At 66.2% G+C, this 23,174-nt stretch carries 20 protein-coding genes; 17 read left to right on the top strand and 3 right to left on the bottom strand.

Going from position 1 to position 23,174, the window contains the following annotated elements; all coding sequences use genetic code 11:
• Nucleotides 1-14 precede the first annotated feature (14 nt).
• The 17 genes from sdhC (at nucleotide 15) to moaE (ending at nucleotide 18,323) form a co-directional block, all read left to right on the top strand.
• Nucleotides 15-404 carry a succinate dehydrogenase, cytochrome b556 subunit gene (gene sdhC, locus ZRA01_RS05555; protein ID WP_141350102.1) on the top strand — a complete coding sequence of 130 codons (390 nt, stop codon included), beginning with the start codon at nucleotides 15-17 and terminating at the stop codon, nucleotides 402-404.
• Nucleotides 398-745, top strand: a complete 348-nt coding sequence (sdhD, locus tag ZRA01_RS20760) for a succinate dehydrogenase, hydrophobic membrane anchor protein (RefSeq protein ID WP_174851593.1) — start codon at nucleotides 398-400, stop codon at nucleotides 743-745. Before sdhC ends, sdhD begins: the two co-directional genes overlap by 7 nt.
• Nucleotides 746-2,539, top strand: a complete 1,794-nt coding sequence (sdhA, locus tag ZRA01_RS05550) for a succinate dehydrogenase flavoprotein subunit (RefSeq protein ID WP_174851592.1) — start codon at nucleotides 746-748, stop codon at nucleotides 2,537-2,539.
• Nucleotides 2,540-2,558: 19 nt separating this feature from the next.
• Nucleotides 2,559-3,272: a succinate dehydrogenase iron-sulfur subunit gene (locus ZRA01_RS05545; protein WP_141350100.1), complete on the top strand. Its 714-nt coding sequence runs from the start codon at nucleotides 2,559-2,561 to the stop codon at nucleotides 3,270-3,272.
• Nucleotides 3,269-3,505 (top strand): FAD assembly factor SdhE, encoded by a 237-nt coding sequence (locus ZRA01_RS05540; protein WP_141350099.1) that lies wholly within the window; start codon nucleotides 3,269-3,271, stop codon nucleotides 3,503-3,505. The genes ZRA01_RS05545 and ZRA01_RS05540 overlap by 4 nt, the downstream gene beginning before the upstream one ends.
• Before the next feature lie 56 nt (nucleotides 3,506-3,561).
• Nucleotides 3,562-4,857 carry a citrate synthase gene (gene gltA / locus ZRA01_RS05535; RefSeq protein WP_141350097.1) on the top strand — a complete coding sequence of 432 codons (1,296 nt, stop codon included), beginning with the start codon at nucleotides 3,562-3,564 and terminating at the stop codon, nucleotides 4,855-4,857.
• Nucleotides 4,858-5,014: 157 nt separating this feature from the next.
• Nucleotides 5,015-7,840 carry a 2-oxoglutarate dehydrogenase E1 component gene (locus ZRA01_RS05530; protein ID WP_141350096.1) on the top strand — a complete coding sequence of 942 codons (2,826 nt, stop codon included), beginning with the start codon at nucleotides 5,015-5,017 and terminating at the stop codon, nucleotides 7,838-7,840.
• 39 nt (nucleotides 7,841-7,879) lie between these two features.
• Entirely contained in the window at nucleotides 7,880-9,058 is a 1,179-nt protein-coding gene (gene odhB, locus ZRA01_RS05525) for a 2-oxoglutarate dehydrogenase complex dihydrolipoyllysine-residue succinyltransferase (RefSeq protein ID WP_141350094.1), read from the top strand.
• An 81-nt stretch (nucleotides 9,059-9,139) separates the two neighbouring features.
• Nucleotides 9,140-10,561 carry a dihydrolipoyl dehydrogenase gene (gene lpdA / locus ZRA01_RS05520; protein WP_141350093.1) on the top strand — a complete coding sequence of 474 codons (1,422 nt, stop codon included), beginning with the start codon at nucleotides 9,140-9,142 and terminating at the stop codon, nucleotides 10,559-10,561.
• Between the two features lie 99 nt (nucleotides 10,562-10,660).
• Complete coding sequence (gene zapE / locus ZRA01_RS05515; protein ID WP_141350091.1) at nucleotides 10,661-11,773, top strand: cell division protein ZapE; 1,113 nt, start codon at nucleotides 10,661-10,663, stop codon at nucleotides 11,771-11,773.
• A gap of 34 nt (nucleotides 11,774-11,807) precedes the next feature.
• Nucleotides 11,808-13,760, top strand: a complete 1,953-nt coding sequence (gene yoaA / locus ZRA01_RS05510) for a DNA repair helicase YoaA (RefSeq protein ID WP_141350090.1) — start codon at nucleotides 11,808-11,810, stop codon at nucleotides 13,758-13,760.
• A gap of 57 nt (nucleotides 13,761-13,817) precedes the next feature.
• On the top strand, nucleotides 13,818-14,450 hold the full coding sequence (locus ZRA01_RS05505) for a hypothetical protein (protein WP_141350088.1): 633 nt from the start codon (nucleotides 13,818-13,820) through the stop codon (nucleotides 14,448-14,450).
• A 54-nt stretch (nucleotides 14,451-14,504) separates the two neighbouring features.
• Nucleotides 14,505-15,866 carry an ATP-grasp domain-containing protein gene (locus tag ZRA01_RS05500; protein WP_246093288.1) on the top strand — a complete coding sequence of 454 codons (1,362 nt, stop codon included), beginning with the start codon at nucleotides 14,505-14,507 and terminating at the stop codon, nucleotides 15,864-15,866.
• Between the two features lie 4 nt (nucleotides 15,867-15,870).
• Nucleotides 15,871-16,377: a molybdopterin-guanine dinucleotide biosynthesis protein B gene (gene mobB / locus ZRA01_RS05495; protein WP_141350087.1), complete on the top strand. Its 507-nt coding sequence runs from the start codon at nucleotides 15,871-15,873 to the stop codon at nucleotides 16,375-16,377.
• 8 nt (nucleotides 16,378-16,385) lie between these two features.
• The gene (locus tag ZRA01_RS05490; RefSeq protein ID WP_218028658.1) at nucleotides 16,386-17,597 is read left to right on the top strand and encodes a molybdopterin molybdotransferase MoeA; all 1,212 of its coding nucleotides are present in this window, start codon (nucleotides 16,386-16,388) and stop codon (nucleotides 17,595-17,597) included.
• Nucleotides 17,594-17,848, top strand: a complete 255-nt coding sequence (moaD, locus tag ZRA01_RS05485; protein ID WP_141350083.1) for a molybdopterin converting factor subunit 1 — start codon at nucleotides 17,594-17,596, stop codon at nucleotides 17,846-17,848. The genes ZRA01_RS05490 and moaD overlap by 4 nt, the downstream gene beginning before the upstream one ends.
• A gap of 1 nt (nucleotide 17,849) precedes the next feature.
• A complete protein-coding gene (gene moaE, locus ZRA01_RS05480) occupies nucleotides 17,850-18,323 on the top strand; it encodes a molybdopterin synthase catalytic subunit MoaE (protein WP_141350081.1) in 474 nt (157 codons plus the stop codon).
• Nucleotides 18,324-18,847: 524 nt separating this feature from the next.
• Here the strand turns inward: moaE and ZRA01_RS05475 are convergent.
• The 3 genes from ZRA01_RS05475 to ZRA01_RS05465 all read right to left on the bottom strand — a co-directional run bounded on the left by ZRA01_RS05475 (nucleotide 18,848) and on the right by ZRA01_RS05465 (nucleotide 23,173).
• Entirely contained in the window at nucleotides 18,848-19,942 is a 1,095-nt protein-coding gene (locus ZRA01_RS05475; protein WP_141350079.1) for a hypothetical protein, read from the bottom strand.
• Between the two features lie 198 nt (nucleotides 19,943-20,140).
• Nucleotides 20,141-21,943, bottom strand: coding sequence for a TRAP transporter large permease subunit (locus ZRA01_RS05470; protein WP_141350077.1), 1,803 nt, complete (start codon nucleotides 21,941-21,943; stop codon nucleotides 20,141-20,143).
• 186 nt (nucleotides 21,944-22,129) lie between these two features.
• Nucleotides 22,130-23,173, bottom strand: coding sequence for a TRAP transporter substrate-binding protein (locus ZRA01_RS05465; RefSeq protein ID WP_141350075.1), 1,044 nt, complete (start codon nucleotides 23,171-23,173; stop codon nucleotides 22,130-22,132).
• Nucleotide 23,174 lies beyond the last annotated feature (1 nt).

The following is a 23,174-nucleotide window of genomic DNA, read 5'->3' as shown; positions in this document are numbered from 1 at the left end:
TTGAGGGAAAATCTATGACAGAGGTGATTTTGAAGAAACAGCGCCCGAAGCATCTGGCGCTGAACCAGATCAGGCTCCCCTTGCCGGGGATCGTCTCGATTCTGCATCGTGTAAGCGGCGCTGGCTTGTTCCTGATGCTGCCGGTGCTTCTTTCCCTGTTCGGCAACAGCGTCGGTTCGCCCGAATCCTACGCGGCCTACAAGGCCGTCATTGGCAATATTTTTGTCAAGCTTCTCCTTCTGGGTCTTTTGTGGGCCTACCTGCACCATTTCTGTGCCGGTATCCGTTTCCTGCTGCTCGACATGCATGTAGGCATCGAAAAGGAAGCTGCGCGTAGCAGCAGCCGCATCGTGCTGATCGTCAGCCTGATTCTCACCGTCACCATTGGAGCCAAGCTATGGTAAAGCCCGTCATCGTTGGAGCCCATTACGGTTTTCGGGACTGGCTCGCGCAGCGCGTCACGGCAGTCGTGATGGCGCTCTACACCGTCATCTTTGCGATCTCCGCGCTGATGCTGCCCGACGCATCCTACGAAAACTGGCGTGGTCTGTTTTCGGCGGGGTTCATGAAGTTCGCGACCTTCCTGTTCTTCATGTCCCTGTTCTACCACGCCTGGATTGGCGTGCGTGACATCTTCATGGACTACATCAAGCCGACCGGCGTGCGCCTGGTCCTGCATTCCGTCGTCGTTCTCCTTCTCGTCGGCTACGCCGGCTGGGTTGGTCAGATTCTCTGGAGGCTGTAAGTGAAAGTCGCAAAGCGTACCTTTGATGCGGTTATTGTCGGTGCCGGCGGTGCTGGCCTGCGGGCAGCTCTGCAGCTTTCCGAGGCGGGTCTCAAGACCGCCGTCCTGACCAAGGTTTTCCCGACCCGCTCGCACACCGTTGCGGCGCAGGGTGGCGTCGCGGCGTCCCTGGGCAATTCGACCGAGGACAACTGGCACTGGCACATGTACGACACCGTCAAGGGGTCGGACTGGCTGGGTGATCAGGACGCCATCGAGTTCATGGTCAAGAAGGCCAACGAGGTCGTCGTCGAGCTCGAGCACTACGGCATGCCCTTCGACCGGACCGACAACGGCAAGATCTATCAGCGCCCCTTCGGCGGCCACTCGCAAAACTACGGTCAGACCCCGGTGTCGCGTTCCTGCGCGGCGGCCGACCGTACCGGTCATGCGATGCTGCACGCGCTCTACCAGCGCAACGTGCGCGCCAACACCCAGTTCTTCGTCGAATGGATGGCGATGGATCTGATCCGCAACGCCGATGGCGACGTGCTGGGTGTGACCGCCATGGAAATGGAGACCGGTGAGGTTTCGATCTTCCATGCCAAGGCCACCATCTTCGCCACCGGCGGTGCCGGCCGTATCTACTACAGCTCCACCAATGCCTTCATCAACACCGGCGACGGTGTCGGCATGGCGGCCCGCGCCGGCATTCCGCTCGAAGACATGGAGTTCTGGCAGTTCCACCCGACCGGCGTGGCCGGTGCCGGCGTGCTGATCACCGAGGGTGTGCGTGGCGAGGGCGGTATCCTTCGCAATGCGGCTGGCGAGCGCTTCATGGAACGCTACGCGCCGAACCTAAAGGATCTCGCGTCCCGCGACATCGTGTCCCGTTCGATGGTCACCGAGATCAACGAAGGCCGCGGCTGTGGTACCGAGAAGGATCACGTCCTGCTCGACATCACCCACCTGTCGCCCGAGACCATCATGAAGCGCCTGCCGGGCATTCGTGAGATCGCGATCCAGTTTGCGGGTGTCGATCCGATCAAGGCACCGATCCCCGTCGTGCCGACCTGCCACTACCAGATGGGCGGCATTCCGACCAACTACAAGGGTCAGGTCATCGTTCCGAAGGACGGCAACCCGAATGTTCCGGTCGCGGGCTTCTACGCTGCCGGCGAGTGTGCCTGTGCGTCGGTGCATGGCGCCAACCGTCTCGGCACCAACTCGCTGCTCGACCTGCTGGTGTTCGGCAAGTCGGCCGGTGAGACCGTGGTTGCCGACTTCCAGTCCGGCCAGCTCACCCTGAAGCCGCTGCCCGACGACGCTGCCGATGTTTCCCTGGCCCGCATCGCTCGCCTCGAAACCCAGACCAACGGTGTCGAAGTAAACGATGTTCGCCTCGACATGCAGCGCGTAATGCAGAAGCACGCCGGCGTGTTCCGTTTTGCCGACATGCTGAAGGAAGGCGTCACCAAGATCCTCGAAGTTGCCGAGCGCGCAAAGCACACCCAGATCAAGGACAAGTCCAAAGTCTGGAACACGGCCCGCACCGAAGCCCTCGAGCTCGACAACCTCATCGAGGTTGCCAAGGCCACGATGATCTCCGCCGAGGCGCGCAAGGAATCCCGCGGTGCCCACGTGCGTGACGATGCGATCGATTGTGCCGAGACCCCGAATGGTCGTGACGACAAGAACTGGCTGAAGCACACGCTGTGGTACAGCGAAGGTAACCGCCTCGACTACAAGCCGGTGAATCTGCAGCCGATGTCCGCCGACGTCGAGCCGATCGCGCTGGCCAAGCGTACCTACTGAGCCTTCCGGAGAACAAGAAATGAGCAGCAAGCGAACCGTAAACTTCAAGATTTACCGTTACGATCCGGACAAGGACGACAAGCCCTACATGCAGGACATCTCGGTCGAGCTCGAAGAGTCCGACAAGAAGCTCCTCGATGCGCTGGTTCGTCTGAAGGCCAAGGATGACTCCCTGTCCTTCCGTCGTTCGTGCCGTGAAGGCGTGTGTGGTTCCGACGCCATGAACATCAACGGCAAGAACGGTCTGGCGTGCCTCACCAGCATGGATGAGATTGCACAGCCGGTCACCATTCGTCCGCTGCCTGGGCTGCCGGTCATCCGCGACGTCATCGTCGACATGACCCAGTTCTTCAAGCAATACCACTCGATCAAGCCCTATCTGGTCAACAACGATCCGGCGCCGGAGCGTGAGCGCCTGCAGTCGCCCGAAGACCGTGAAGAGCTCAATGGTCTCTACGAGTGCATCCTGTGCGCCTGCTGCTCCACCAGCTGCCCGTCCTTCTGGTGGAACCCGGACAAGTTCGTCGGGCCGGCCGGCCTGCTGGCGGCATACCGCTTCCTCGCGGATACCCGTGACCAGGCGACCAGCGAGCGTCTCGACAATCTGGAAGATCCGTACCGTCTGTTCCGTTGCCACTCGATCATGAACTGTGTCGATGTCTGCCCGAAGGGGCTGAACCCGACCAAGGCGATTGGCAAGATCAAGGACATGATGGTCCGTCGCGCGGTATGACGCTGAACAGGGGGCGTGTGCGCTGGCAGTGCCGCCGGGCTCTTCTCGAGCTCGATCTGGTGTTCACGCGCTTCCTCGAAAGGCACTTTGACCGTCTCACCGACGGTCAACTGGCTGATCTGGACGACCTGCTGCTTGTCGAGGATCATGACCTCTGGGGCATGATCAACGGCAGCAGGCCGGTCGAAAACGATCGCTGGAAGGAAATGGTGGAACTGTTGCGTGCCGGCTGACGCAGCAGATCCACCGCTAGGGAGCTTGAGTTAAAACAGGGATAAGGGACCACTACATGACCACGCAACGCATTGCTTCACTGAGCATCGACGGCAAGTCCACCGAGTTTCCGATCATGTCGGGCACTCATGGCAACGATGTGATCGATATTCGTACCCTCGGCGCCAAGACCGGCCTCTTCACTTATGACTCTGGCTTCCTGTCCACGGCCAGCTGCCAGTCCAAGGTCACCTATATCGACGGTGACAAGGGCGAGCTGCTGTACCGTGGTTACCCGATCGAGCAACTGGCAGAAAACTGCAACTTCCTTGAAGTCACTTACCTGCTGAAGAACGGCGAACTGCCGAACGCGACCCAGAAGTCTGACTTCGAGAACACCATCAAGCGTCACACGATGGTGCACGAGCAGCTGTCCAAGTTCTTCTCGGGCTTCCGCCGCGATGCGCACCCGATGGCCGTCATGACCGGTGTGGTTGGCGCGCTGTCCGCGTTCTACCACGACGCGATGGACTTCTCCGACGCGGAGCACCGCAACGTCAGCTTCAACCGCCTGGTTGCCAAGCTGCCGACCATCGTTGCGATGGCCTACAAGTACAACACCGGCATGCCGTTCATGTACCCGGACAACGATCTGGACTACACGTCGAACTTCATGCGCATGATGTTCGGCACCCCGTGCGAGAAGTACCAGCCGAACCCGGTGCTGGTCCGTGCCCTCGACATCATCTTCACGCTGCACGCCGACCACGAGCAGAACGCCTCCACCTCCACGGTGCGCCTGGCTGGCTCCTCCGGTGCCAACCCGTTCGCCTGTATCGCCGCCGGCATCGCCTGTCTGTGGGGCCCGGCCCACGGTGGTGCGAACGAAGCCTGCCTGCAGATGCTCGAGGAAATCGGCGACGTCTCCCGCGTGGGCGAATACATCAAGCGCGCCAAGGACAAGAACGACTCCTTCAAGCTGATGGGCTTCGGTCACCGCGTCTACAAGAACTTCGACCCGCGTGCCAAGCTGATGGGCAAGGTCTGTGCCGACGTGCTCGGCGAGCTGGGCCTCGAGAACGATCGTCTGTTCAAGCTCGCCAAGGAGCTCGAGAAGATCGCCCTGGAAGATGAATACTTCGTCGAGAAGAAGCTCTACCCGAACGTCGACTTCTACTCCGGCATCGTCCAGAAGGCCCTCGGCATCCCGACCGAGATGTTCACCTGTATCTTCGCGCTCGCCCGCACGGTCGGCTGGATGACCCAGTGGGAAGAGATGATCACCGATCCGGAATACAAGATCGGTCGTCCGCGTCAGCTCTACGTCGGCGCTGCCCGTCGCAACGTCGTACCGCTGGCCCAGCGCGGCTAAGACAGCCCGGAGGGGGAGGAGATACAGATAGCAGATGCGGGATACTCGAGCCATCGAGTAGTCCCGCTTTGCTTATCTGCTGAAAGAACAAAGGGGGATCCTCCCCGCCGCGAGCACGTAATTCCAAAAAATCAAGACTCAAGCCAGGTGGTCGCCCATGATGAAGCAGCTTTTTGAAAGCTCGCAACTGTTCGGCAGCAATGCGCCGTTCATCGAGGAACTTTACGAGAACTATCTCGACAATCCGGATTCCGTCTCCGATGAGTGGCGGTCGTATTTCGATTCGATGCAGAACCTGCCCGGTGCAGGTCGCGACGTTGCCCACTATCCGATCATCAACGCGTTTGCCGAGATGGCCAAGCGTGGCCCGGTTCGCACGGTGGTGGATGCGGGTAACAACCAGAAGCAGGTCAGCGTTCTCCAGCTGATCAACGCACACCGTTTCCTGGGCACCCGCTGGGCCCAGCTCGACCCGCTCAAGCGTACCGAGCGCCCCGAGATCCACGAGCTGGAGCTGTCCCACTACGGCTTCACCGAAGCCGATCTCAACGAGACCTTCAACACCGGCTCCTTTCACGGGCTCCCGAGCGATCAGGCCACCCTGCGCGAGATCCTCGACGCCGTGCGCCAGACCTACTGCGGCTCCATCGGCGCCGAGTACATGTACATGACGGATATCAGCGAGAAGCGCTGGATCCAGGCTCGTCTCGAGCCGACCCGCGGTCGTCCGTCCTTCGACGCCGCCAAGCAGCGCCGCATTCTCGAGCGCCTCACGGCCGCCGAGACCATGGAGCGCTACCTCCACACCAAATACGTCGGCCAGAAGCGTTTCTCGCTTGAGGGCGGCGAAAGCACCATCGTCGCGATGGACGAGCTGATCCGCGTGGCGGGCAGCAAGGGCGTCGCCGAGATCGTCATCGGCATGGCCCACCGCGGCCGCCTCAACGTGCTGGTGAACACCCTCGGCAAGTCGCCGAGCATGCTGTTCTCCGAATTCGAAGGCAAGGCGGTGTCCGACCTGTCCGCCGGCGACGTCAAGTACCACATGGGCTTCTCGTCCGACGTGATGACCTCCGGCGGCCCGGTGCACCTGACCCTGGCGTTCAACCCGTCCCACCTCGAGATCGTCAACCCGGTGGTCGAGGGCTCCGTGTATGCCCGCCAGACCCGTCGCGGCGCCAACGGCAAGGCCGAGGTCATCCCGGTCCTGATCCACGGTGACGCGGCCGTTGCCGGCCAGGGCGTCAACCAGGAGATGCTCAACTTCGCGCAGACCCGCGGCTACGGCACGGGCGGCACGATTCACATCGTGGTGAACAACCAGATCGGCTTCACCACCTCCGATCCGCGCGACTACCGTTCGTCCCTGTATTGCACCGACATCTTCAAGATGGGCGAGTCCCCGATCTTCCACGTCAATGGTGACGACCCGGAAGCCGTGGCCTTCGTGATGGGCCTGGCCGTCGAATACCGCCAGGAGTTCAAGAAGGACGTCGTCGTCGACATCGTCTGCTATCGCAAGCTCGGCCACAACGAAGCCGACGAGCCGATGGTGACCCAGCCTCTGATGTACAAGAAGATCGCCAAGCACCCCGGCACCCGCAAGCTCTACGCGGACAAGCTGGTCCAGCTGGGCACCGTCAAGGCCGAGGAGCCGGAGCAGTTCATCAAGGACTACCGCGCGGCGCTCGACAAGGGCGAACTCCTCACCAACCCGGTGCTGTCCGACTTCAAGCGTCAGTTCTCCCAGGACTGGGGCCCGTACGTCAACAAGAAGTACACCGACAAGTGCGACAGCAAGGTCCCGATGGCCGAGCTCAAGCGTCTGTCCCAGTCGCTCACCACCACGCCCGACGGCTTCACGCTGCACCCCCGTGTCCAGAAGATCATCGACGACCGCAAGGCGATGGGCGAAGGCAAGCTGCCCCTCGACTGGGGCATGGGCGAAAACCTGGCCTACGCCAGCCTGGTGGTGCAGGGCTTCGGCATCCGTCTGTCCGGTGAGGACGTCGGCCGCGGCACCTTCTTCCACCGTCACGCTGCGCTGCACGATCAGAACCGCGACCAGTGGCACGACGGCACCTACTACCCGCTGCAGAACATCCGCGACGGTCAGGCTCCGTTCTACTGCTACGACTCCGTGCTGTCCGAAGAAGCCGTGCTGGCCTTCGAGTATGGCTACGCGACCGCCGAGCCCAACCAGCTCGTGATCTGGGAAGCCCAGTTCGGCGACTTCGCCAACGGCGCCCAGGTGGTGATGGACCAGTTCATCAGCTCCGGTGAAGCCAAGTGGGGCCGTCAGTGCGGCCTGGTCATGATGCTGCCGCACGGCTACGAAGGTCAGGGCCCGGAGCACTCCTCCGCCCGCATCGAGCGCTACATGCAGCTGTGTGCCGAGATGAACATGGAAGTGTGCATCCCGTCCGGCCCGTCGCAGATCTTCCACCTGCTGCGTCGCCAGGCCCTGCGCAAGCTGCGCAAGCCGCTGGTGATCATCACGCCGAAGTCCCTGCTGCGTCACAAGGATGCGGTCTCGTCGCTGGAAGACCTGTCGAAGGGCACCTTCGAGACGGTCATCGGCGAAGTCGACGAACTCGATGTGAACAAGGTCAAGCGCGTGGTGGTCTGCTCCGGCAAGATCTACTACGAACTGCTGGCCCACCGCCGCGCCAACGACATCAAGGACATCGCGATCGTCCGCCTGGAGCAGCTCTACCCGTTCCCGGCCGATGCCTTCAAGGCCGAGGTGAACAAGTACCCGAACGCCAAGGAAGTCGTGTGGTGTCAGGAAGAGCCCCGCAACCAGGGCGTCTGGTACTGGCTGGCTTCCCGTCACCACCTGGACAGCGCGCTTGGCGACAAGCACAAGTTCCTGCTGGTGTCGCGTCCCGCTGCCGCTTCGCCGGCGGTGGGCTACTACGCCAAGCACAACGCGCAACAGAAGGCCGTCATCGAGAACGCATTCGGCGAAATCAAAGCCTGATGCCCAAGTTAGTGCCCAACTAAAATCAAGGGAGAAGATATGCTGATCGAAGTGAAAGTGCCGCAACTGTCCGAGTCCGTTTCCGAAGCCACGCTGGTCACCTGGCACAAGAAGGAAGGCGATGCCGTCAGCCGTGACGAAAACCTGATCGACATCGAGACCGACAAGGTCGTGCTGGAAACCCCGGCACCGGCCGATGGCGTGCTCGTCAAGCTGGTCAAGAACGGTGGCGATTCCGTCACCTCCGGCGAAGTGATCGCCACCATCGACACCGAAGCCAAGGCTGCCACCGCCGCCCCGGCTGCCGCTGCTGCACCGGCTCCGGCCGCCGCCGCGCCGGCTGCTGCCGTCAGCGCCGCCAGCCCGTCCGCCCGCAAGATCCTCGACGAGAAGGGCATGGCTGCCTCCGACGTCGCCGGTTCCGGCCGTGGTGGCCGTGTGACCAAGGAAGACGCCGTTGCCGCTCAGCCCAAGGCTGCCGCCGTCGCCGCCCCGGTTGTCGCCGTGGCCAGTGGCGACCGCCCCGAGCAGCGCGTTCCGATGACCCGTCTGCGTGCCCGCATCGCCGAGCGCCTGATCCAGTCGAAGAACGAAAACGCCATCCTGACCACGTTCAACGAAGTGAACATGGCCCCGATCATGGCGCTGCGCAAGCAGTACGGCGACAAGTTCGAGAAGGCCCACGGCGTGCGCCTGGGCTTCATGGGCTTCTTCGTGAAGGCTGCTGTTGCCGCCCTCAAGAAGTTCCCCATCCTCAACGCCTCCGTTGATGGCAACGACATCGTCTACCACGGCTACATCGACATCGGCATCGCTGTCGGCTCGCCCCGTGGCTTGGTGGTGCCCATCCTGCGCGACGTGGACAACATGTCCATCGCCGACATCGAGAAGAAGATCGCCGAGTACGGCCAGAAGGCCAAGGACGGCAAGATCTCCCTCGACGAGCTCACCGGCGGCACCTTCTCGATCTCCAACGGCGGCGTGTTCGGCTCGATGATGTCCACCCCGATCATCAACCCGCCCCAGTCCGCGATCCTCGGCATCCATGCCACCAAGGACCGCGCCGTGGTCGAGAATGGTCAGGTCGTCGTGCGCCCGATCAACTACCTCGCCATGTCCTATGACCACCGGATCATCGACGGCCGTGAAGCCGTGCTGGGTCTGGTGACCATGAAGGAAGCCCTGGAAGATCCGGCCCGTCTGATCCTCGACGTCTGATCCATCCTTGCGCAGGCACGGTCGCAGCCCCGGTGGGGCTGTAGCCGTGCCTCGTTTTCATCATCAGAGGGAAAAAATAATATGGCGAAGCAATTTGATGTTCTGGTCATCGGCGGCGGCCCCGGCGGCTACGTGGCAGCGATCCGCGCTGCGCAGCTCGGTTTCAGCACCGCCTGTGCCGAATCCAACCCGTACGCCGACCCGAAGGGCGAGCCGCGCCTGGGTGGTACCTGCCTGAACGTGGGCTGCATCCCGTCCAAGGCGCTGCTGCACACCTCCCACCTGTTCGAGGAGGCTGGCCACAGCTTCGAGGAGCAGGGCATCTCCGTGGGCACGCCGAAGATCGACGTGACCAAGATGATCGCCCGTAAGTCCAAGATCGTCGAGCAGCTCACCGGCGGCATCAAGGGCCTGTTCAAGAAGAACAAGGTCACCTTCCTGGCCGGCCACGGCAGCTTCGTCGGCCAGGCCGACGGTGGCTGGCAGGTCAAGGTCGGTGAAGAGGTCATCACCGCCAAGCAGGTCATCGTGGCGACCGGTTCGTCCGCCCGTCACCTGCCGGGCATTCCGGTGGACAACAAGCTGGTGTGCGACAACATCGGCGCCCTCGACATCGACGCGGTGCCCAAGCGCCTCGGCCTGATCGGCTCCGGCGTGATCGGCCTCGAGATGGGCTCGGTGTGGAGCCGTCTGGGTTCCCAGGTCACCATCCTCGAAGCCATGGACAGCTTCCTCGGCGCCGCCGACCAGGATCTGGCCAAGGAAGCCCTCAAGCTGTTCACCAAGCAGGGCCTCGACATCAAGCTGTCGGTCAAGGTCGGCGCCGTCACCGTCGGCAAGAAATCCGTCACCGTCGAGTACGAAACCAAGGACGGCGCCCAGAAGGCCGAGTTCGACCGCCTGATCGTCTCCGTCGGCCGCGTGCCCAACACCGCCGGCCTCAACGCCGAAGCGGTCGGCCTCAAGATCGACGGCCGCGGCTTCATCGAGGTCGACGACCACTGCAAGACCAGCCTGCCCGGCGTGTGGGCGGTGGGTGACGTGGTGCGTGGCCCGATGCTGGCCCACAAGGCCATGGAAGAGGGCGTGATGGTCGCCGAGCTGATGGCGGGCCAGGCCGGCCACTGCAACTTCGACACCATCCCGTGGGTCATCTACACCTCGCCCGAGATCGCCTGGGTCGGCAAGACCGAGCAGGCCCTCAAGGCCGAAGGCGTCGAGTACCGCGTCGGCAAGATCCCGTTCATGGCCAACGGCCGTGCGCTGGGTGCCGGCACGCCGCAGGGTTTCGTGAAGATGATCGCCGATGCCAAGACCGACCGCATCCTCGGCGTGCACATCATCGGTTCCAACGCCTCCGAGCTGATCGGCGAGGCGGTGGTGACGATGGAGTTTGCCGGCGCTTCCGAAGACCTGGCGCGCATCTGCCACGCTCACCCGACCCTGTCGGAGGTGGTGCACGAAGCCGCCCTGGCGGTCGACAAGCGTCCTCTGCACTTCTGATGTTGCGGGCCGGCGCGACGCCGGCCTGAGGCACGAGGGGGTGGTCAGGCGTAAAATGCCTGCCCGCCCCCGTTTCATTCGTATCACCGAACCACGACGATGCCCCACCGAATCCTGAAAGTTTCCGAACACGGCATGCTCGACGCCTACGACGCCACTCTCAAGGCGCGTGGCTTCAAGTCCGACCCCGCCCAGCGCGCCGCCGCCCAGCGCCTGCAAGGCCTGTACTCCGAGCTGATCGCCTTCAAGGCGGCCCGGCGCGGCACGATCCGCAAGCTGCTGGCCCGGCCCAAGCAGCCGCGCAGCGTGTATTTCTGGGGTGGCGTGGGGCGCGGCAAGAGCTTTCTGATGGACTGCTTCTACGACTCGGTGCCGTATCAGCGCAAGCGCCGGGTGCATTTCCATGCCTTCATGCAGGAAGTGCAGAACGACCTCAAGAACCTCAATCACGAACCCGACCCGCTGCAGAAGGTGGCCGACCGCATCGCGCGCCAGACCCGCCTGCTGTGCTTCGACGAGTTCCACGTGTCGGATATCGCCGACGCGATGATCCTCGGCCGCCTGCTCGACGCGCTGTTTGCGCGGGGCACCGTGTTCGTGATGACCTCCAACTACCCGCCCGACGGGCTCTATCCCAATGGCCTGCAGCGCATCAACTTCCTGCCGACCATCGAGATGATCAAGCGCCGCTTCGACGTGATCGAGGTTGACCACGGCACCGACTACCGCCTGCGCACCCTCGAGCAGATGGACGCTTTTCTTGTGCCCGCTGATGATGAGGCCGACCGCCACCTGGCCCGCGACTTCGAGAAGATCGCCGGCACCAAGGGGCAGGGCGGCGAGATCGAGGTGCTCGATCGCAAGCTCAAGGTGCAGCGCCAGGCGCCGGGCGTCATCTGGTTCGATTTCGACACCCTGTGTGGCGGCAACCGTTCGCAGAACGACTATCTCGAGATCGCCCGCGAGAATCACACGCTGATTCTCTCCCGCGTCCCCAAGATGAGCGCAGCGATGGCCTCCGAGGCGCGCCGCTTCACCTGGCTGGTCGACGTGCTCTACGATCACCGGGTCAAGCTGCTGGTGAGCGCCGAGTGCCAGGCCTACGACCTCTACGTGGAAGGGCGGCAGGCCAGCGAGTTCCACCGCACCGTCAGCCGTCTCATCGAGATGCGCTCCCGCGACTACCTCGCCGAGGCCCACCGGGTCGACTGAGCCCGCGCGTCCGCCCTTCGCCCCCCGTGCCCGCATGAACATCGAAACCGCCTTCGCCACCGACGGCCCGCTGGCCAAGGCCATCCCAGGCTTTGCGCCGCGCCCGCAGCAGATCGAGATGGCGGCCCACATCGCCGCCACCCTCAAGAAGAACGGTGTGCTGGTGGCCGAGGCTGGCACCGGCACTGGCAAGACCTACGCCTACCTGGTGCCGGCGCTCCTGAATGGCGGCAAGGTCATCATCTCGACCGGCACAAAAACGCTCCAGGACCAGCTCTTCAACCGTGACCTGCCCACCGTCCGGGCCGCCCTCAAGGTGCCGGTCGCGGTGGCGCTCCTGAAGGGCCGCAGCAACTACGTCTGCCACTACCACCTGGCCCGCAACCTCGTCGATGGCCGCTTCACCACGCCCGAAGATGCCGGCTACCTGCGCGCCATCGGCCGCTTCATGGAAGTCACCCAGACCGGCGACAAGGCCGAGTGCCCCGAGGTGCCCGAAGACGCCGCCGCCTGGATGTTCGCCACCTCGTCGCGGGACAACTGCCTCGGCCAGGAATGCCCCAACATCAAGGAGTGCTTCGTCGCCGCCGCCCGCCGCACCGCCATGGAGGCCGACGTGGTGGTGGTCAATCACCACCTCTTCTTTGCCGACGTCAGCCTGCGCGACGGTGGCATGGGCGAGCTGCTGCCTTCGTGCAACGCGGTGATCTTCGACGAAGCCCACCAGCTGCCCGAAACCGCCAGCCTGTTCTTCGGCGAGAGCGTGTCCACCTCGCAGCTCCTCGAGCTCGCCCGCGACACCCGCTCCGAGACCGTCGCCGCCGCCCGCGACTGCCTCGCCCTCATCGAGGCCACCCGCAAGCTCGAGAAGGCCGCCCGCGACCTGCGCCTCACCATCGCCACCGACAACGCCCGCTTCGGCTACGCCCAGCTCGAAGACAACAAGCCCTTCCATGAGGCGGTGGATGCCCTCGACACCGATCTCGGCGAGTTCGCCACCATCGTCGAGACCCAGGCCCAGCGTTCCGAAGGCCTCGCCAACTGCCTGCGCCGCACCCAGGAGCTCCAGGAGCGTCTGGCCCGCTGGCAGGTGCCCGAGGGCAACCAGTGGGTGCGCTGGGTCGAGGTGTTCAGCCAGTCGCTGGCCCTCAACGCCACGCCGCTGTCGATCGCCTCGATCTTCAAGCGCCAGATGGACGGCCACCCGCGGGCCTGGGTGTTCACCTCGGCCACGCTGGCGGTGGGCCGCGACTTTGGCCACTACTGCCGCGAGCTCGGCCTCAACTGGGTCGAGCCGCCCATCGACACCGCCGTGTGGGGCAGCCCCTTCGACTACCCGAAGCAGGCCATGCTCTACGCCCCCCAGAGCATGCCCGACCCCAACGCGCCGGACTACCCCGATGCCGTCGCCCGGGTCGCGTTTCCGCTGATCCGCGCGGCCCACGGGCGCACCTTCGTGCTGTGCACCTCGCTGCGGGCGATGCGGCGCATCCACGAGATCATTGCCGACAGGCTTGCAGCCGAGAGGCTCGAGCTGCCGCTGCTGATCCAGGGCGAAGGCTCCCGCAGCGAGCTCCTCGAGCGCTTCCGCAAGCTCGGCAACGCCATCCTCGTCGCCAGCCAGAGCTTCTGGGAGGGCGTCGATGTGCCGGGCGACGCGCTGTCGGTGGTGGTCATCGACAAGCTGCCCTTCGCCCCGCCCGACGACCCGGTGCTCGCCGCGCGCATCGACAACATGCAGAAGGAGGGGCGCAGCCCCTTCATGGAATACCAGCTGCCCCGCGCCGTCATCAACGTCAAGCAGGGCGCCGGCCGCCTCATTCGCACCGAGCGCGACCGCGGCGTGCTGGCCATCTGCGACCCGCGGATGCTCACCAAACCCTACGGCCGCCGGGTCTGGCAGAGCCTGCCGCCGATGACCCGCAGCAAGGTCGAGGCCGAGGTGGTGGCCTTTCTCGAACAGTTGCCGCCGCCCGCGGCCGCCTGATCGCAACCCGACACCGCGCGGAGCCTCCAGGGGCCTGCGCCGACGAAGGAGATTCCTGTGCGCCTGGTCTTGATGATATTTGCGGTGCTGCTGGTGGTGGGGCTGGCGATCGGCAAGTTCAAGGGCGGTGGAGCCGATGCAGGCAAAAAGGCGCCCAGCCCCATTCTCGCGGCCCTCAACCAGAGCTACGCCGGCCCCTTGTGCGTGTATGAAGGCCCTTTCCCCAAGGTCGGCCGCGAGGTCTGCCTGCATTGCAGCACGCTCCGCGACGCCGGGCTGGTCGAAAGGGTGTCCCTGCGCCAGCCCGACGGCTCCGAGCTGCAGGGTCACGACCTCACCGCGGAGGGCATGGCCCTCTACGACCCCGCCGCGCCCACAGCCAACGGCAAGACCGCGCCCGGCCTGTGCTTCGGCAAGGCACGGGTCGCCGAGGTCATCGAGACCCTGCCGCCGATGCGGATCGGCAGCGTCACCCATATATCGGCGCGCTTCACGCTGCAGATCTTCGACCGCACGCCCTTCGTGCATTCGCCCAACATCGCGCTCCTCAAGCAGTATCCCTACCTGCCCCTGGCCGAAGGGCGCGAGGTGACCCAGCCCATCATCACCACCCTCAGCTTTGCCGCGAGCGGCGAGTTCCTCGAGGCCGATCCCGGCTTCCGCTACGGCAAGTGGGTTAACGAAAAGTAGTTGCTACAATCCAGCGTACCAACCTCCCACCATCCTTTTCCCGGTTCCCGCCCCGTGTCTGCCCCTGCCGCCGTCAAATCCATCCTCGCCGGGTTCGCTGCCGGGGGCTGCGCCGGCATGGCCGAAGCCCTCAACGCGGGTTGCCAGTGCGTTTCGCTCGACAGGCAGGCGCTGGTCGCGGCGCTCGCCCGCGACCCCCGCGACGGGGCCCTCCAGGCCATGCTGGCCGAAAGCCGGCCGCATCTGTTCTCCGATTCGATGGCCTTCGTCTCGGCCCGGCACGTCCGCCGCATGGCCGAGGTCATCGCCGCCATCGAGCGCGTGGTCGCGCTGCCGGCCTGGCAGGATACCGTGCTCGCCTGGGCGCCTGCGTGCGCGCGGCGGGCGAGCCGGGCTGCCGGGGTTTTCCTGGGTTACGACTTCCACCTGGCCGCCGACGGCCCCCGGCTCATCGAGATCAACACCAATGCCGGCGGCGGCCTGCTCAACGCCATCCTCGGCCGCGCCCAGCGTGCCTGCTGCGCCGAGGTCGCCGAGGCCATGGGCAGCGGGCAGGGCGGCGCGGCCGACCTCGAGGCACGTTTCGTCGCCATGTTCCGCGCCGAATGGGCTGCCGAGCGCGGTAACGCACCGCTCAGGCATGTGGCCATCGTCGACGAAGCGCCCCAGGGCCAGTACCTGCTGCCCGAGTTCCTGCTCTTCCAGCGCCTCTTCGAACACCACGGCATCGCGGCCTCGATCTGCGACCCCACCGAGCTCAGCCACGGCCCGCAAGGCCTCAGCCTGCAGGGCCGGCCGGTGGATCTGGTCTACAACCGCCTCACCGATTTCGCCTTCGACGCACCGGCCAGTGCTGCGCTGCGGGACGCCTGGCTGGCTGGCTCGGTCGTCATCACGCCGCATCCCCGGGCTCACGCCCTGTATGCCGACAAGCGCAACCTGGTGCTGCTCTCCAGCCCCGACGCCCTGCGCGGCCTGGGCGCCGACGAAGCCAGCATCGCGCTGATCCAGGCCGGCGTGCCCCGCACCGAGGTCGTCAGCCGCGACCGGGCCGACGACTTCTGGGCCCGCCGGCGCGGCCTGTTCTTCAAGCCGGCCAGCGGTTTCGGCAGCCGCGGCGCCTACCGCGGCGACAAGCTCACCCGGCGCGTGTTCGACGAGATCATTGCCGGCGACTACATCGCCCAGGCCTTCGTGCCGCCCTCCGAGCGGCGGGTGGAGGTCGCGGGCGCGCCGGTGGATCTCAAGATGGACCTTCGCAACTACGTCTATCGGGGCGAGGTCCAGCTCGTCACCGCGCGCCTCTACCAGGGTCAGACCACCAACTTCCGCACCCCGGGGGGCGGCTTTGCCCCGGTGCTCGCGCTGCCCGACGGCGGGGCCGAGCCCGCAGCCCCCTGTTGCCAAGGACACTGACACGATGAAGGTATTCGGTTTCGCCGGCTGGTCCGGTTCGGGCAAGACCACGCTGATCGAGCAGGTGATTCCCTGCATCGCCGGCCGCGGCCTCAAGGTGTCGGTCATCAAGCACACCCACCATGCCTTCGACGTGGACAAGCCGGGCAAGGATTCCTGGCGCCACCGGGAGGCCGGCGCCAGCGAGATCCTGCTCATCTCCGACCAGCGCTGGGTGCTGATGCACGAGCTGCGCGGCGACCCGGAGCCCGATCTCGCGGCCCAGCTGGCCATCATGTCGCCCTGCGACCTGGTGCTGGTCGAGGGCTTCAAGTCGGTGCACATCCCCAAGATCGAGATCCACCGGCCGGCCCACGGCCGCCCGCTGCTCTACCCGGACAACCCGGCCGTCGTCGCCGTCGCCACCGACGCGGCGCCCGACGCACTCCCCGGGCTGCCCTTGCCCCGCCTCGACCTCAACGACCCGGCCGCCGTGGCCGACTTCATCCTCCGCCATCAAGGCCTCACATGAAACAGCCCATGCGTCCCTTCGAGGACATGCGCGCGGCCCTGCTGGCTGCCGCCACGCCGCTCTCCACCGTCGAGCAGGTGCCCACCGCCGAAGCCCTCGGGCGGGTGCTTGCGGTCGACCAGATCTCCAGCCTCGACGTGCCGCCCCTCGACAACTCGTCGATGGACGGCTACGCGCTGCGCTGTGCCGACGTGCCCGCCGCCGGCGCGCGGCTGGTGGTCGCCCAGCGCATCCCGGCCGGAAGTGTCGGCCATACGCTGGCGCCGGGCACCGCAGCCCGCATCTTCACCGGCGCGCCCATCCCCCACGGCGCAGACGCGGTGGTGATGCAGGAGCTGTGCAGCCTCGACGGCGACGGCGTGCTCATCGACCACCTTCCCCGCCCGGGCGAATGGATCCGCCGCGCCGGCGAGGACATCGCCCGCGGCGCGGTGGTGCTCACCGCCGGCCAGCGCCTCGGCCCGCAGATGCTCGGCCTCGCCGCCTCGGTGGGCTGCGCCACGCTGCCGGTGTTCCGGCGCCTGCGGGTGGCGCTGTTCTCCACCGGCGACGAGCTGGTGATGCCCGGCGAGCCGCTGCCCCCCGGCGCCATCTACAACTCCAACCGCTACGTGCTGCGCGGCCTGCTCGAAGCCCTCGGCTGCCAGGTGTGCGACCTGGGCATCGTGCCCGACAGCCTCGAGGCCACCCGCGCGGCCCTGCGTGCGGCGGCCGGCAGCAACGACCTCATCATCACCAGTGGCGGTGTATCGGTGGGCGAGGAAGACCACGTCAAGCCCGCGGTGCAGGCCGAAGGCCAGCTCGACCTGTGGCTGGTCGCCATGAAGCCTGGCAAGCCGGTGGCCTTCGGCCGCGTGAACGACCCCGCCGGCGGCAACGGCGCCGACTTCATCGGCCTGCCCGGCAACCCGGTGTCGAGCTTTGTCACCTTCCTGATGCTGGTGCGGCCCTTCATCCTGCGCCGGATGGGCGTCGAGGACTGCCTGCCGCACTCGATCCGCCTGCCCGCCGGCTTCGACTGGCCGCGCCCCGACCGCCGCCGCGAGTTCCTGCGCGCCCGGGTCGGCGAGGCCGGCCAGGTCGAGCTCTTCCCCAACCAGGGCCCCGGCGTCCTGAGCTCCACCGTGTGGGCCGCCGGCCTGGTCGACAACCCGGCCGGCCACGCCATCGCCCAGGGCGAGCCGGTCTCCTTCATTCCCTATTCCGAGCTGTTGTCATGAGCATCAAGGTTCTGTACTTCGCCAGCCTGCGCGAAACCCTCGGCTACTCCCACGAAACCCTCACCTTGCCGGCCAGCATCGCCACCCTGGGCGACCTGCGCAGCCATCTGGCCCGGCGCGGCGGCGTGTGGGAAGCCCTCGACGAAGGGCGCAACGTGCGCGCCGCGATCAACCAGGAGATGGCCAGCCCCGACAAGGCGGTGGCCGACCGCGACGAGATCGCCTTCTTCCCCCCTGTTACCGGAGGCTGACATGCGTGTGAGCGTGCAGGAGGCCGACTTCGACGTCGGTGCCGAAACCGAAGCCCTCGCCGCCGGGCGGCCCGAGGTGGGTGCGGTGGCCAGCTTCGTCGGCTACGTCCGCGCCGACAAGCTCGCCGGTGAGAGCGCAGCAGACCAGGCCGTCTCGGCGATGACCCTCGAGCACTACCCGGGCATGACCGAGAAGTCGCTCGAGGCCATCGTCGCCGAGGCCGAGAGCCGCTGGAGCCTGCTGGGCGTGCGGGTGATCCACCGCTTCGGCCGCCTCGTGCCGGGCGATCGCATCGTCTTCGTCGGCGTCGCCGGCAGCCACCGGGGCGAAGCCTTCGCCGCCTGCGAGTTCATCATGGACTACCTCAAGACCCGCGCGCCCTTCTGGAAGAAGGAAGACACGCCCGAGGGCGGCCGCTGGGTGGACGCCCGCGAGGCCGACGATGCGGCGGCGGAGAAGTGGGGCCAGGCCTGAGCTGAGCACGCGCTGGCGGGCCGGCTCAGGTTCTTGAGCGGTGAGGCCAGAGCGCTGAGTTCAGAGCTCAGCAATCTGAGCAAAACGGTCAGACCCTTGGGTTCCGAGCCCAGCAGTCTGAGCAAAATTGTCAGCCCGCTGAGCCCGGAGTTCGGATCTCTGAGCATTTTGCTCAGGGCCTTGAGCTCAATGCTCAGCCGCTTGAGCAGATCGACTCACCTCTTTGCCGAAAAAGCTCAGCGCTCCGGGCTCCGGGCTCAGACCCTTGGGTCGAGAACTCAGAGCGCTGACATCCCGGCCCAGGGGGCTGACAGCGTCGGTCAGCGAAGTGGGGCGCGCGGCTTTTGCGCTCACAGGAAGTCGTGCGTGAAGCGCCTTGGTGTCGTGAACCACTTGCCCGGCGTTCGGCTGTCTGCTGCCGGAGACCAAGGATTTTACCTCGGAGGGGCTTGCGCACTCATCCAACGGGCGGCGCTGAACCCGCCTGCTACGTGGGCTCAGCCAATTGCCCCGAAAGGCCCTGCCTAGCGCAGCGGCAGGCTGATCTTTTGTTCGAGCAGCCTCATGCGGAGCGTCGATGGCGCCCGGATTTCATTGATGCAATCCAACTGGCTTGCCTTGCTGGCGTCGAGCAGCATCTCGGTGAGCTGCCCGGTTCGGGCAATCTCGTGGCCGAAGGCTTGAGCGACCACCGTAGCGGCCTCGGGGCTGCCGGAGCGCAGGAAGGCGGAATCCTGCAAGCGCGAGGCCAGCGGTTTGAGGGGTGACTCGGCGGGAAGCGTGGTGCCGGAGCCCTGCCCGTTACCGGACGGTAGGTTGAGCAGCAGCGCGTTGTCGGGAATCGGGAGTTTGCCGGTGCCTACCGTCTGCCAGTCTTCGTTCAGCCGTGCGCCAAGGCGGAGGCCGCGCAGCATCGTGCAGGGGGCCAGGGGGTTGCTGCGGTCCGAGGCCGGCTGCGCGAGAAACTCCAGTGTCTCCAGCTGAGCCAGGTGAGCGTGGCCATCGGCCTTGCTCGTGCTCGTGAAAAAGAGCGAGACGGGCAATTGGTGCTCGAGGCTGATCGCCGTGCCGGCGCCCTGGCGTTTCTCGAGGCGCTGCGGGTCGGTGAGCTGTTCGAGGCAGCGGGCCTGGGTCTGGCCCGGGATATGGGTGTTGAGGACCGTGTTGAGCCCCCACGCGCGGTAAACGGTGATACGCGCCAGCGCGTCGGCCGCCGTGTTGGGGTCGTCGGGCAAGCCCCCGCCCCATAGCACCTGCTTCCAGTCGTACTTGCCGAAGATGTTGCTGCCGAAGGGCGGCGTCTGGAGCGACTTGTTGATGAGTTCATAGAAGAGGTAATTCACCTGGGCGCCGGTGATGACCGCGCTCAAGAGGGCGCAGGGTGCCAGCGGGTTGGTGCTGTCTTCGGCCTTCAGCTGCAGGAAGCCAGGGCTGCCGACCTCCCGTGCCAGGCTGTCGATGGCGTCGGGCTGCAGGTTGGCGCCGCTGCTCGAGGCGAAAGGAATGTGAAAGTGGCCGTCGGTGGCGGAGATCGTCTCCGAGGCCTGCGCTGCAGTGGCTACGGCAGCGCTGAGGACCATGAGGGCGCCGAGATGCAGGGGGATGTGTTGCCGGACCACGATCGTTCTCCTCGTAGGCTGGGCCCACGCATGACGCGGCCGGTGCGCGCTCTTCGCCTGGCCGGGAGCCATGCAGGGCGGAATGGAGTGAAACGTCTGACGGATGCCTCCGATCGTATGCCTGTGTGTTTCCCGCCCTTTTGTTGCAGGTCAATGCGCGTCGTCGGGGTCGAGCCTGTCTGGTGAATGGTCCGAGGTTCAGCCCCCCCCGACGACCCTCGGCAACCACGTCGCGATCTCCGGCACCCACGAGATCACCAGCGCCCCCAGGAAGATCGCCAGCAGCGCCGGGAGCACCGACACCGCCACCTCGCGGATCGGTTTGGCGAACATCGCCGAGGCGAAGAAGATGTTCATGCCGGCCGGTGGGCATAAGAAGCCCATTTCCATCACCGCCAGAAAGATCACCCCGAAGTGCACCGGGTCGATGCCGTAGCTCACCGCCACCGGCAGCAGCAGGGGCACCAGCACCACGATGGCGGCGTAGATCTCCATCAGCGCGCCGGCGGCGAACAGGAACAGGTTGAGCGCCAGCAAAAAGGCGAACTTGCCCGGCAGCGCGGCCTGGGCCCATTCGACCGCGGCGTCGGGAATGCCCGCATCGACCAGATAGTTGGTGAGGCCGAGGGCCATGCCGAGGATCACCATCACCCCGCCAATCACCTGGGCGCAGTCGGCCAGGCAGCGGCGCAGTAGCGCCCAGTCGAGCTCCCGGTGGGCGACGGCCTGGGTGAGGATGGCGTAGGCCGCGGTGAGGGCGGCGCTCTCGGTGGGAGTGGCGATGCCGCTGGCCAGCGAGCCGATGGCCACCAGCGGCGCGAGGATTTCCCACCGGGCGGCCCAGGCCGCGGCGAGGGCGCGGCGCAGGTCGGCCTTGGGGCGCTCCACGGTCGCAGCCTCACCCCGCCGCAGGTAGCCGCCGAAGACCAGCAGGAAGGCCACCATCACCAGCGCCGGCAGCAGGCCGGCGAGGAACATGGTGTTGATGGGCACCCGGGCGATGATGGCGTACATGATGAGCGGCACCGACGGGGCCAGCAGCACGCCCAGCGCGCTGGCGCTGGTGACGAGGCTGATGCCGCGCCGCTCGGGCACCCCGGCGTCGCGCAGGAGCGGCAGCAGCAGCCCGCCGAGGGCCAGGATGGTGACGCCGCTGCCCCCGGTGAAGGCCGTGAAGAAGGAGCACAGCACCGCCGCCGCGGCCACCGTGCCGAGGGGGCCGCCGCCGAAGCAGGCGGTGAATAGCGCCCCCAGCCGGGCCGCTGCGCCGCTGCGGGCGAACACCAGTCCGGCCAGCGTGAACAGCGGCAGGGCCGGCAGCGAGGGATTGACGGTGATCTGATAGTGGGACAGCGGCACCGAGGCCAGCGGCTGGCCTTCGGACCAGAACAGCGCCAGGGCCAGCCCGCCCAGCGCCGCGAACACTGGCGCGCCGGCCAGCAGCACCGCCAGCAGCCACAGCACGAAGGGCAGCAGTGGCAGGCTGCTGCCGTCGAAATGCCGCGCGAACAGAAAGCCGGCGGCGGCGAGGCCGGTGCCGGTGAGCACACCCACCCAGGCCCGCCCGGCCCCGCGGGCGCCGAGGCGCACCGCCAGGATCGCGAAGCCGACCGGCATCAGCACCTGCACCGCCCACACCGGAAGGCCGTAGGCCAGCTCGCGGCCGGCGTCGAGCTCGCTGGCGACGAAGGCCCAGCTGGCAGCGGCGAGCATGCCGGCCAGCAGCGCCGCGCTGGCGTTGGCGAAGATGCGCGCTGCCTGCTGCACTCGTGGGCTCCTGGAGGCCGCGAGGCCGCCGCCCAGGGTGGTGAGGTGGCCGCTACGCTCGGCCAGGATCGCGCCGAACATGGCCAGCGCCAGGCCCAGGTGCTGGACCAGCAGCGGGGCGTTGTCGATGCCCCGGCCGTGGAGCGGGCGTAGGGCGATCTCGATGAGCGGGATCAGGGTCATCAGCACCAGCGCGGCGGAGGCGATGGCTTCGTCGAAGGGGAGGCGGCGCATTGGGGGATGTATGGTGGCGTGCTTCCTCCCCTGACAAGGGGAGGGCCGGGGAGGGGTTGGCACAGGCTGAGGGCTCAATGCAGCCATGAATGCATGGTGAGGTCGGGGCTGAACCTGACCCCCCTGGCCCCCCTTGGCAGGGGGGGAGTGCATCAAGTCTCTTGGGTGGAGTCGCCCATGCGGGGTTCAGCGCTTGCCGGCGCGATAGTCCTTGAGCAGCTTCATCACTTCGTCGAAGGTTTCGGCGGGCACCATCTTGCCGCGGATGCGGGGGTAGAGCTGCTCGGCGAGGGTGTTCCATTCCTTCATCTGCTCGGGGTTCGGGGTGTGCACCTGCAGGCCGCGCTTCTTCATGGCGGCGACGGCCTCGTCCACCTCCTTGCGGGCCTGGGTGCGCATCTGCAGGCCGGCGCGGGTGCCGGCGGCCTTCAGCGCGTCGCGGGCGGCGGGGCTCATCTCGTCCCAGCTCTTTTTGGTGACCACCAGCGCCCCGACGATGGGGGCCCAGTTGATGTCGAGCATGTGGCCGGCGGTGGCGTACACCTGGCTGGCCAGCGCGAAGTAGGGGGTGGCCGGGACGGCGCTGATCATGCCGGTCTGGATCGAGGGCAGGATGTCGCTGGTTTCCAGCGGCACCGGGGTGTAGCCGAGGCTCTTCATGATGTCCTGCTGCTCGCTCTCGCCGGCCCAGGCGAAGAACTTCATCTTGCGGTAGTCGTCTGGGCGCACCGCGGGCTCCTTGGAGAAGAAGCGCACCCAGCCGGCGTCGCCCCAGGCGAGCACCACGAAGCCCTTGTCGAGAAATTTCTTCTCGATCGCGGGGCGCATCTTCTCGCGTACGTAGTCCACCTCGTCCCAGCTGCGAAACAGCAGGGGCATGTTCTGCAGCGCCGAGATGGAGGGCTCGATCTCCCGCAGGCCGACCACCGACAGCAGCGCGCCCTGGAGCTGGCCGATGCGCATGCGGCGGGCCATGTCGGTCTCGCCGCCCTGGCTGCCATCGGGGTAGACCAGGTACTTGGCGCCCTCGCCCTGGGCGCTGCGCCAGGCTTCGCCCACCTCCATCAGCTGGCGGTGGTAGAGCGAGTTCTTGGGGGCGAGGGTGCCGATGCGGAGCTGGCCGGGGGCGGCCTGGGCCTGGCCGGCGGCGATGAGGCCCACGGCCAGGCTGAACAGCAGGCCGAGCAGGCTGATGCGGTGGGCGGTGAAGAAGGTGCCGATGCGGAGCATG

This window comes from Zoogloea ramigera, from assembly GCF_006539865.1.
Classification (GTDB): domain Bacteria; phylum Pseudomonadota; class Gammaproteobacteria; order Burkholderiales; family Rhodocyclaceae; genus Zoogloea; species Zoogloea ramigera.
This window is presented reverse-complemented; position numbering and strand designations above follow the sequence as displayed.

Excerpts from the sequence above, each read along its gene's own strand:
- ZRA01_RS05470 (WP_141350077.1), bottom strand. The coding sequence starts at position 21,943 with ATGCGCCGCCTCCCCTTCGACGAAGCCATCGCCTCCGCCGCGCTGGTG.
- ZRA01_RS05545 (WP_141350100.1), top strand. The coding sequence starts at position 2,559 with ATGAGCAGCAAGCGAACCGTAAACTTCAAGATTTACCGTTACGATCCG.
- mobB (WP_141350087.1), top strand. The coding sequence starts at position 15,871 with ATGAAGGTATTCGGTTTCGCCGGCTGGTCCGGTTCGGGCAAGACCACG.
- sdhD (WP_174851593.1), top strand. The coding sequence starts at position 398 with ATGGTAAAGCCCGTCATCGTTGGAGCCCATTACGGTTTTCGGGACTGG.
- odhB (WP_141350094.1), top strand. The coding sequence starts at position 7,880 with ATGCTGATCGAAGTGAAAGTGCCGCAACTGTCCGAGTCCGTTTCCGAA.
- sdhC (WP_141350102.1), top strand. The coding sequence starts at position 15 with ATGACAGAGGTGATTTTGAAGAAACAGCGCCCGAAGCATCTGGCGCTG.
- moaE (WP_141350081.1), top strand. The coding sequence starts at position 17,850 with ATGCGTGTGAGCGTGCAGGAGGCCGACTTCGACGTCGGTGCCGAAACC.
- ZRA01_RS05540 (WP_141350099.1), top strand. The coding sequence starts at position 3,269 with ATGACGCTGAACAGGGGGCGTGTGCGCTGGCAGTGCCGCCGGGCTCTT.
- zapE (WP_141350091.1), top strand. The coding sequence starts at position 10,661 with ATGCCCCACCGAATCCTGAAAGTTTCCGAACACGGCATGCTCGACGCC.
- ZRA01_RS05465 (WP_141350075.1), bottom strand. The coding sequence starts at position 23,173 with ATGCTCCGCATCGGCACCTTCTTCACCGCCCACCGCATCAGCCTGCTC.
- yoaA (WP_141350090.1), top strand. The coding sequence starts at position 11,808 with ATGAACATCGAAACCGCCTTCGCCACCGACGGCCCGCTGGCCAAGGCC.
- ZRA01_RS05490 (WP_218028658.1), top strand. The coding sequence starts at position 16,386 with ATGCGTCCCTTCGAGGACATGCGCGCGGCCCTGCTGGCTGCCGCCACG.
- moaD (WP_141350083.1), top strand. The coding sequence starts at position 17,594 with ATGAGCATCAAGGTTCTGTACTTCGCCAGCCTGCGCGAAACCCTCGGC.
- gltA (WP_141350097.1), top strand. The coding sequence starts at position 3,562 with ATGACCACGCAACGCATTGCTTCACTGAGCATCGACGGCAAGTCCACC.
- lpdA (WP_141350093.1), top strand. The coding sequence starts at position 9,140 with ATGGCGAAGCAATTTGATGTTCTGGTCATCGGCGGCGGCCCCGGCGGC.
- ZRA01_RS05530 (WP_141350096.1), top strand. The coding sequence starts at position 5,015 with ATGATGAAGCAGCTTTTTGAAAGCTCGCAACTGTTCGGCAGCAATGCG.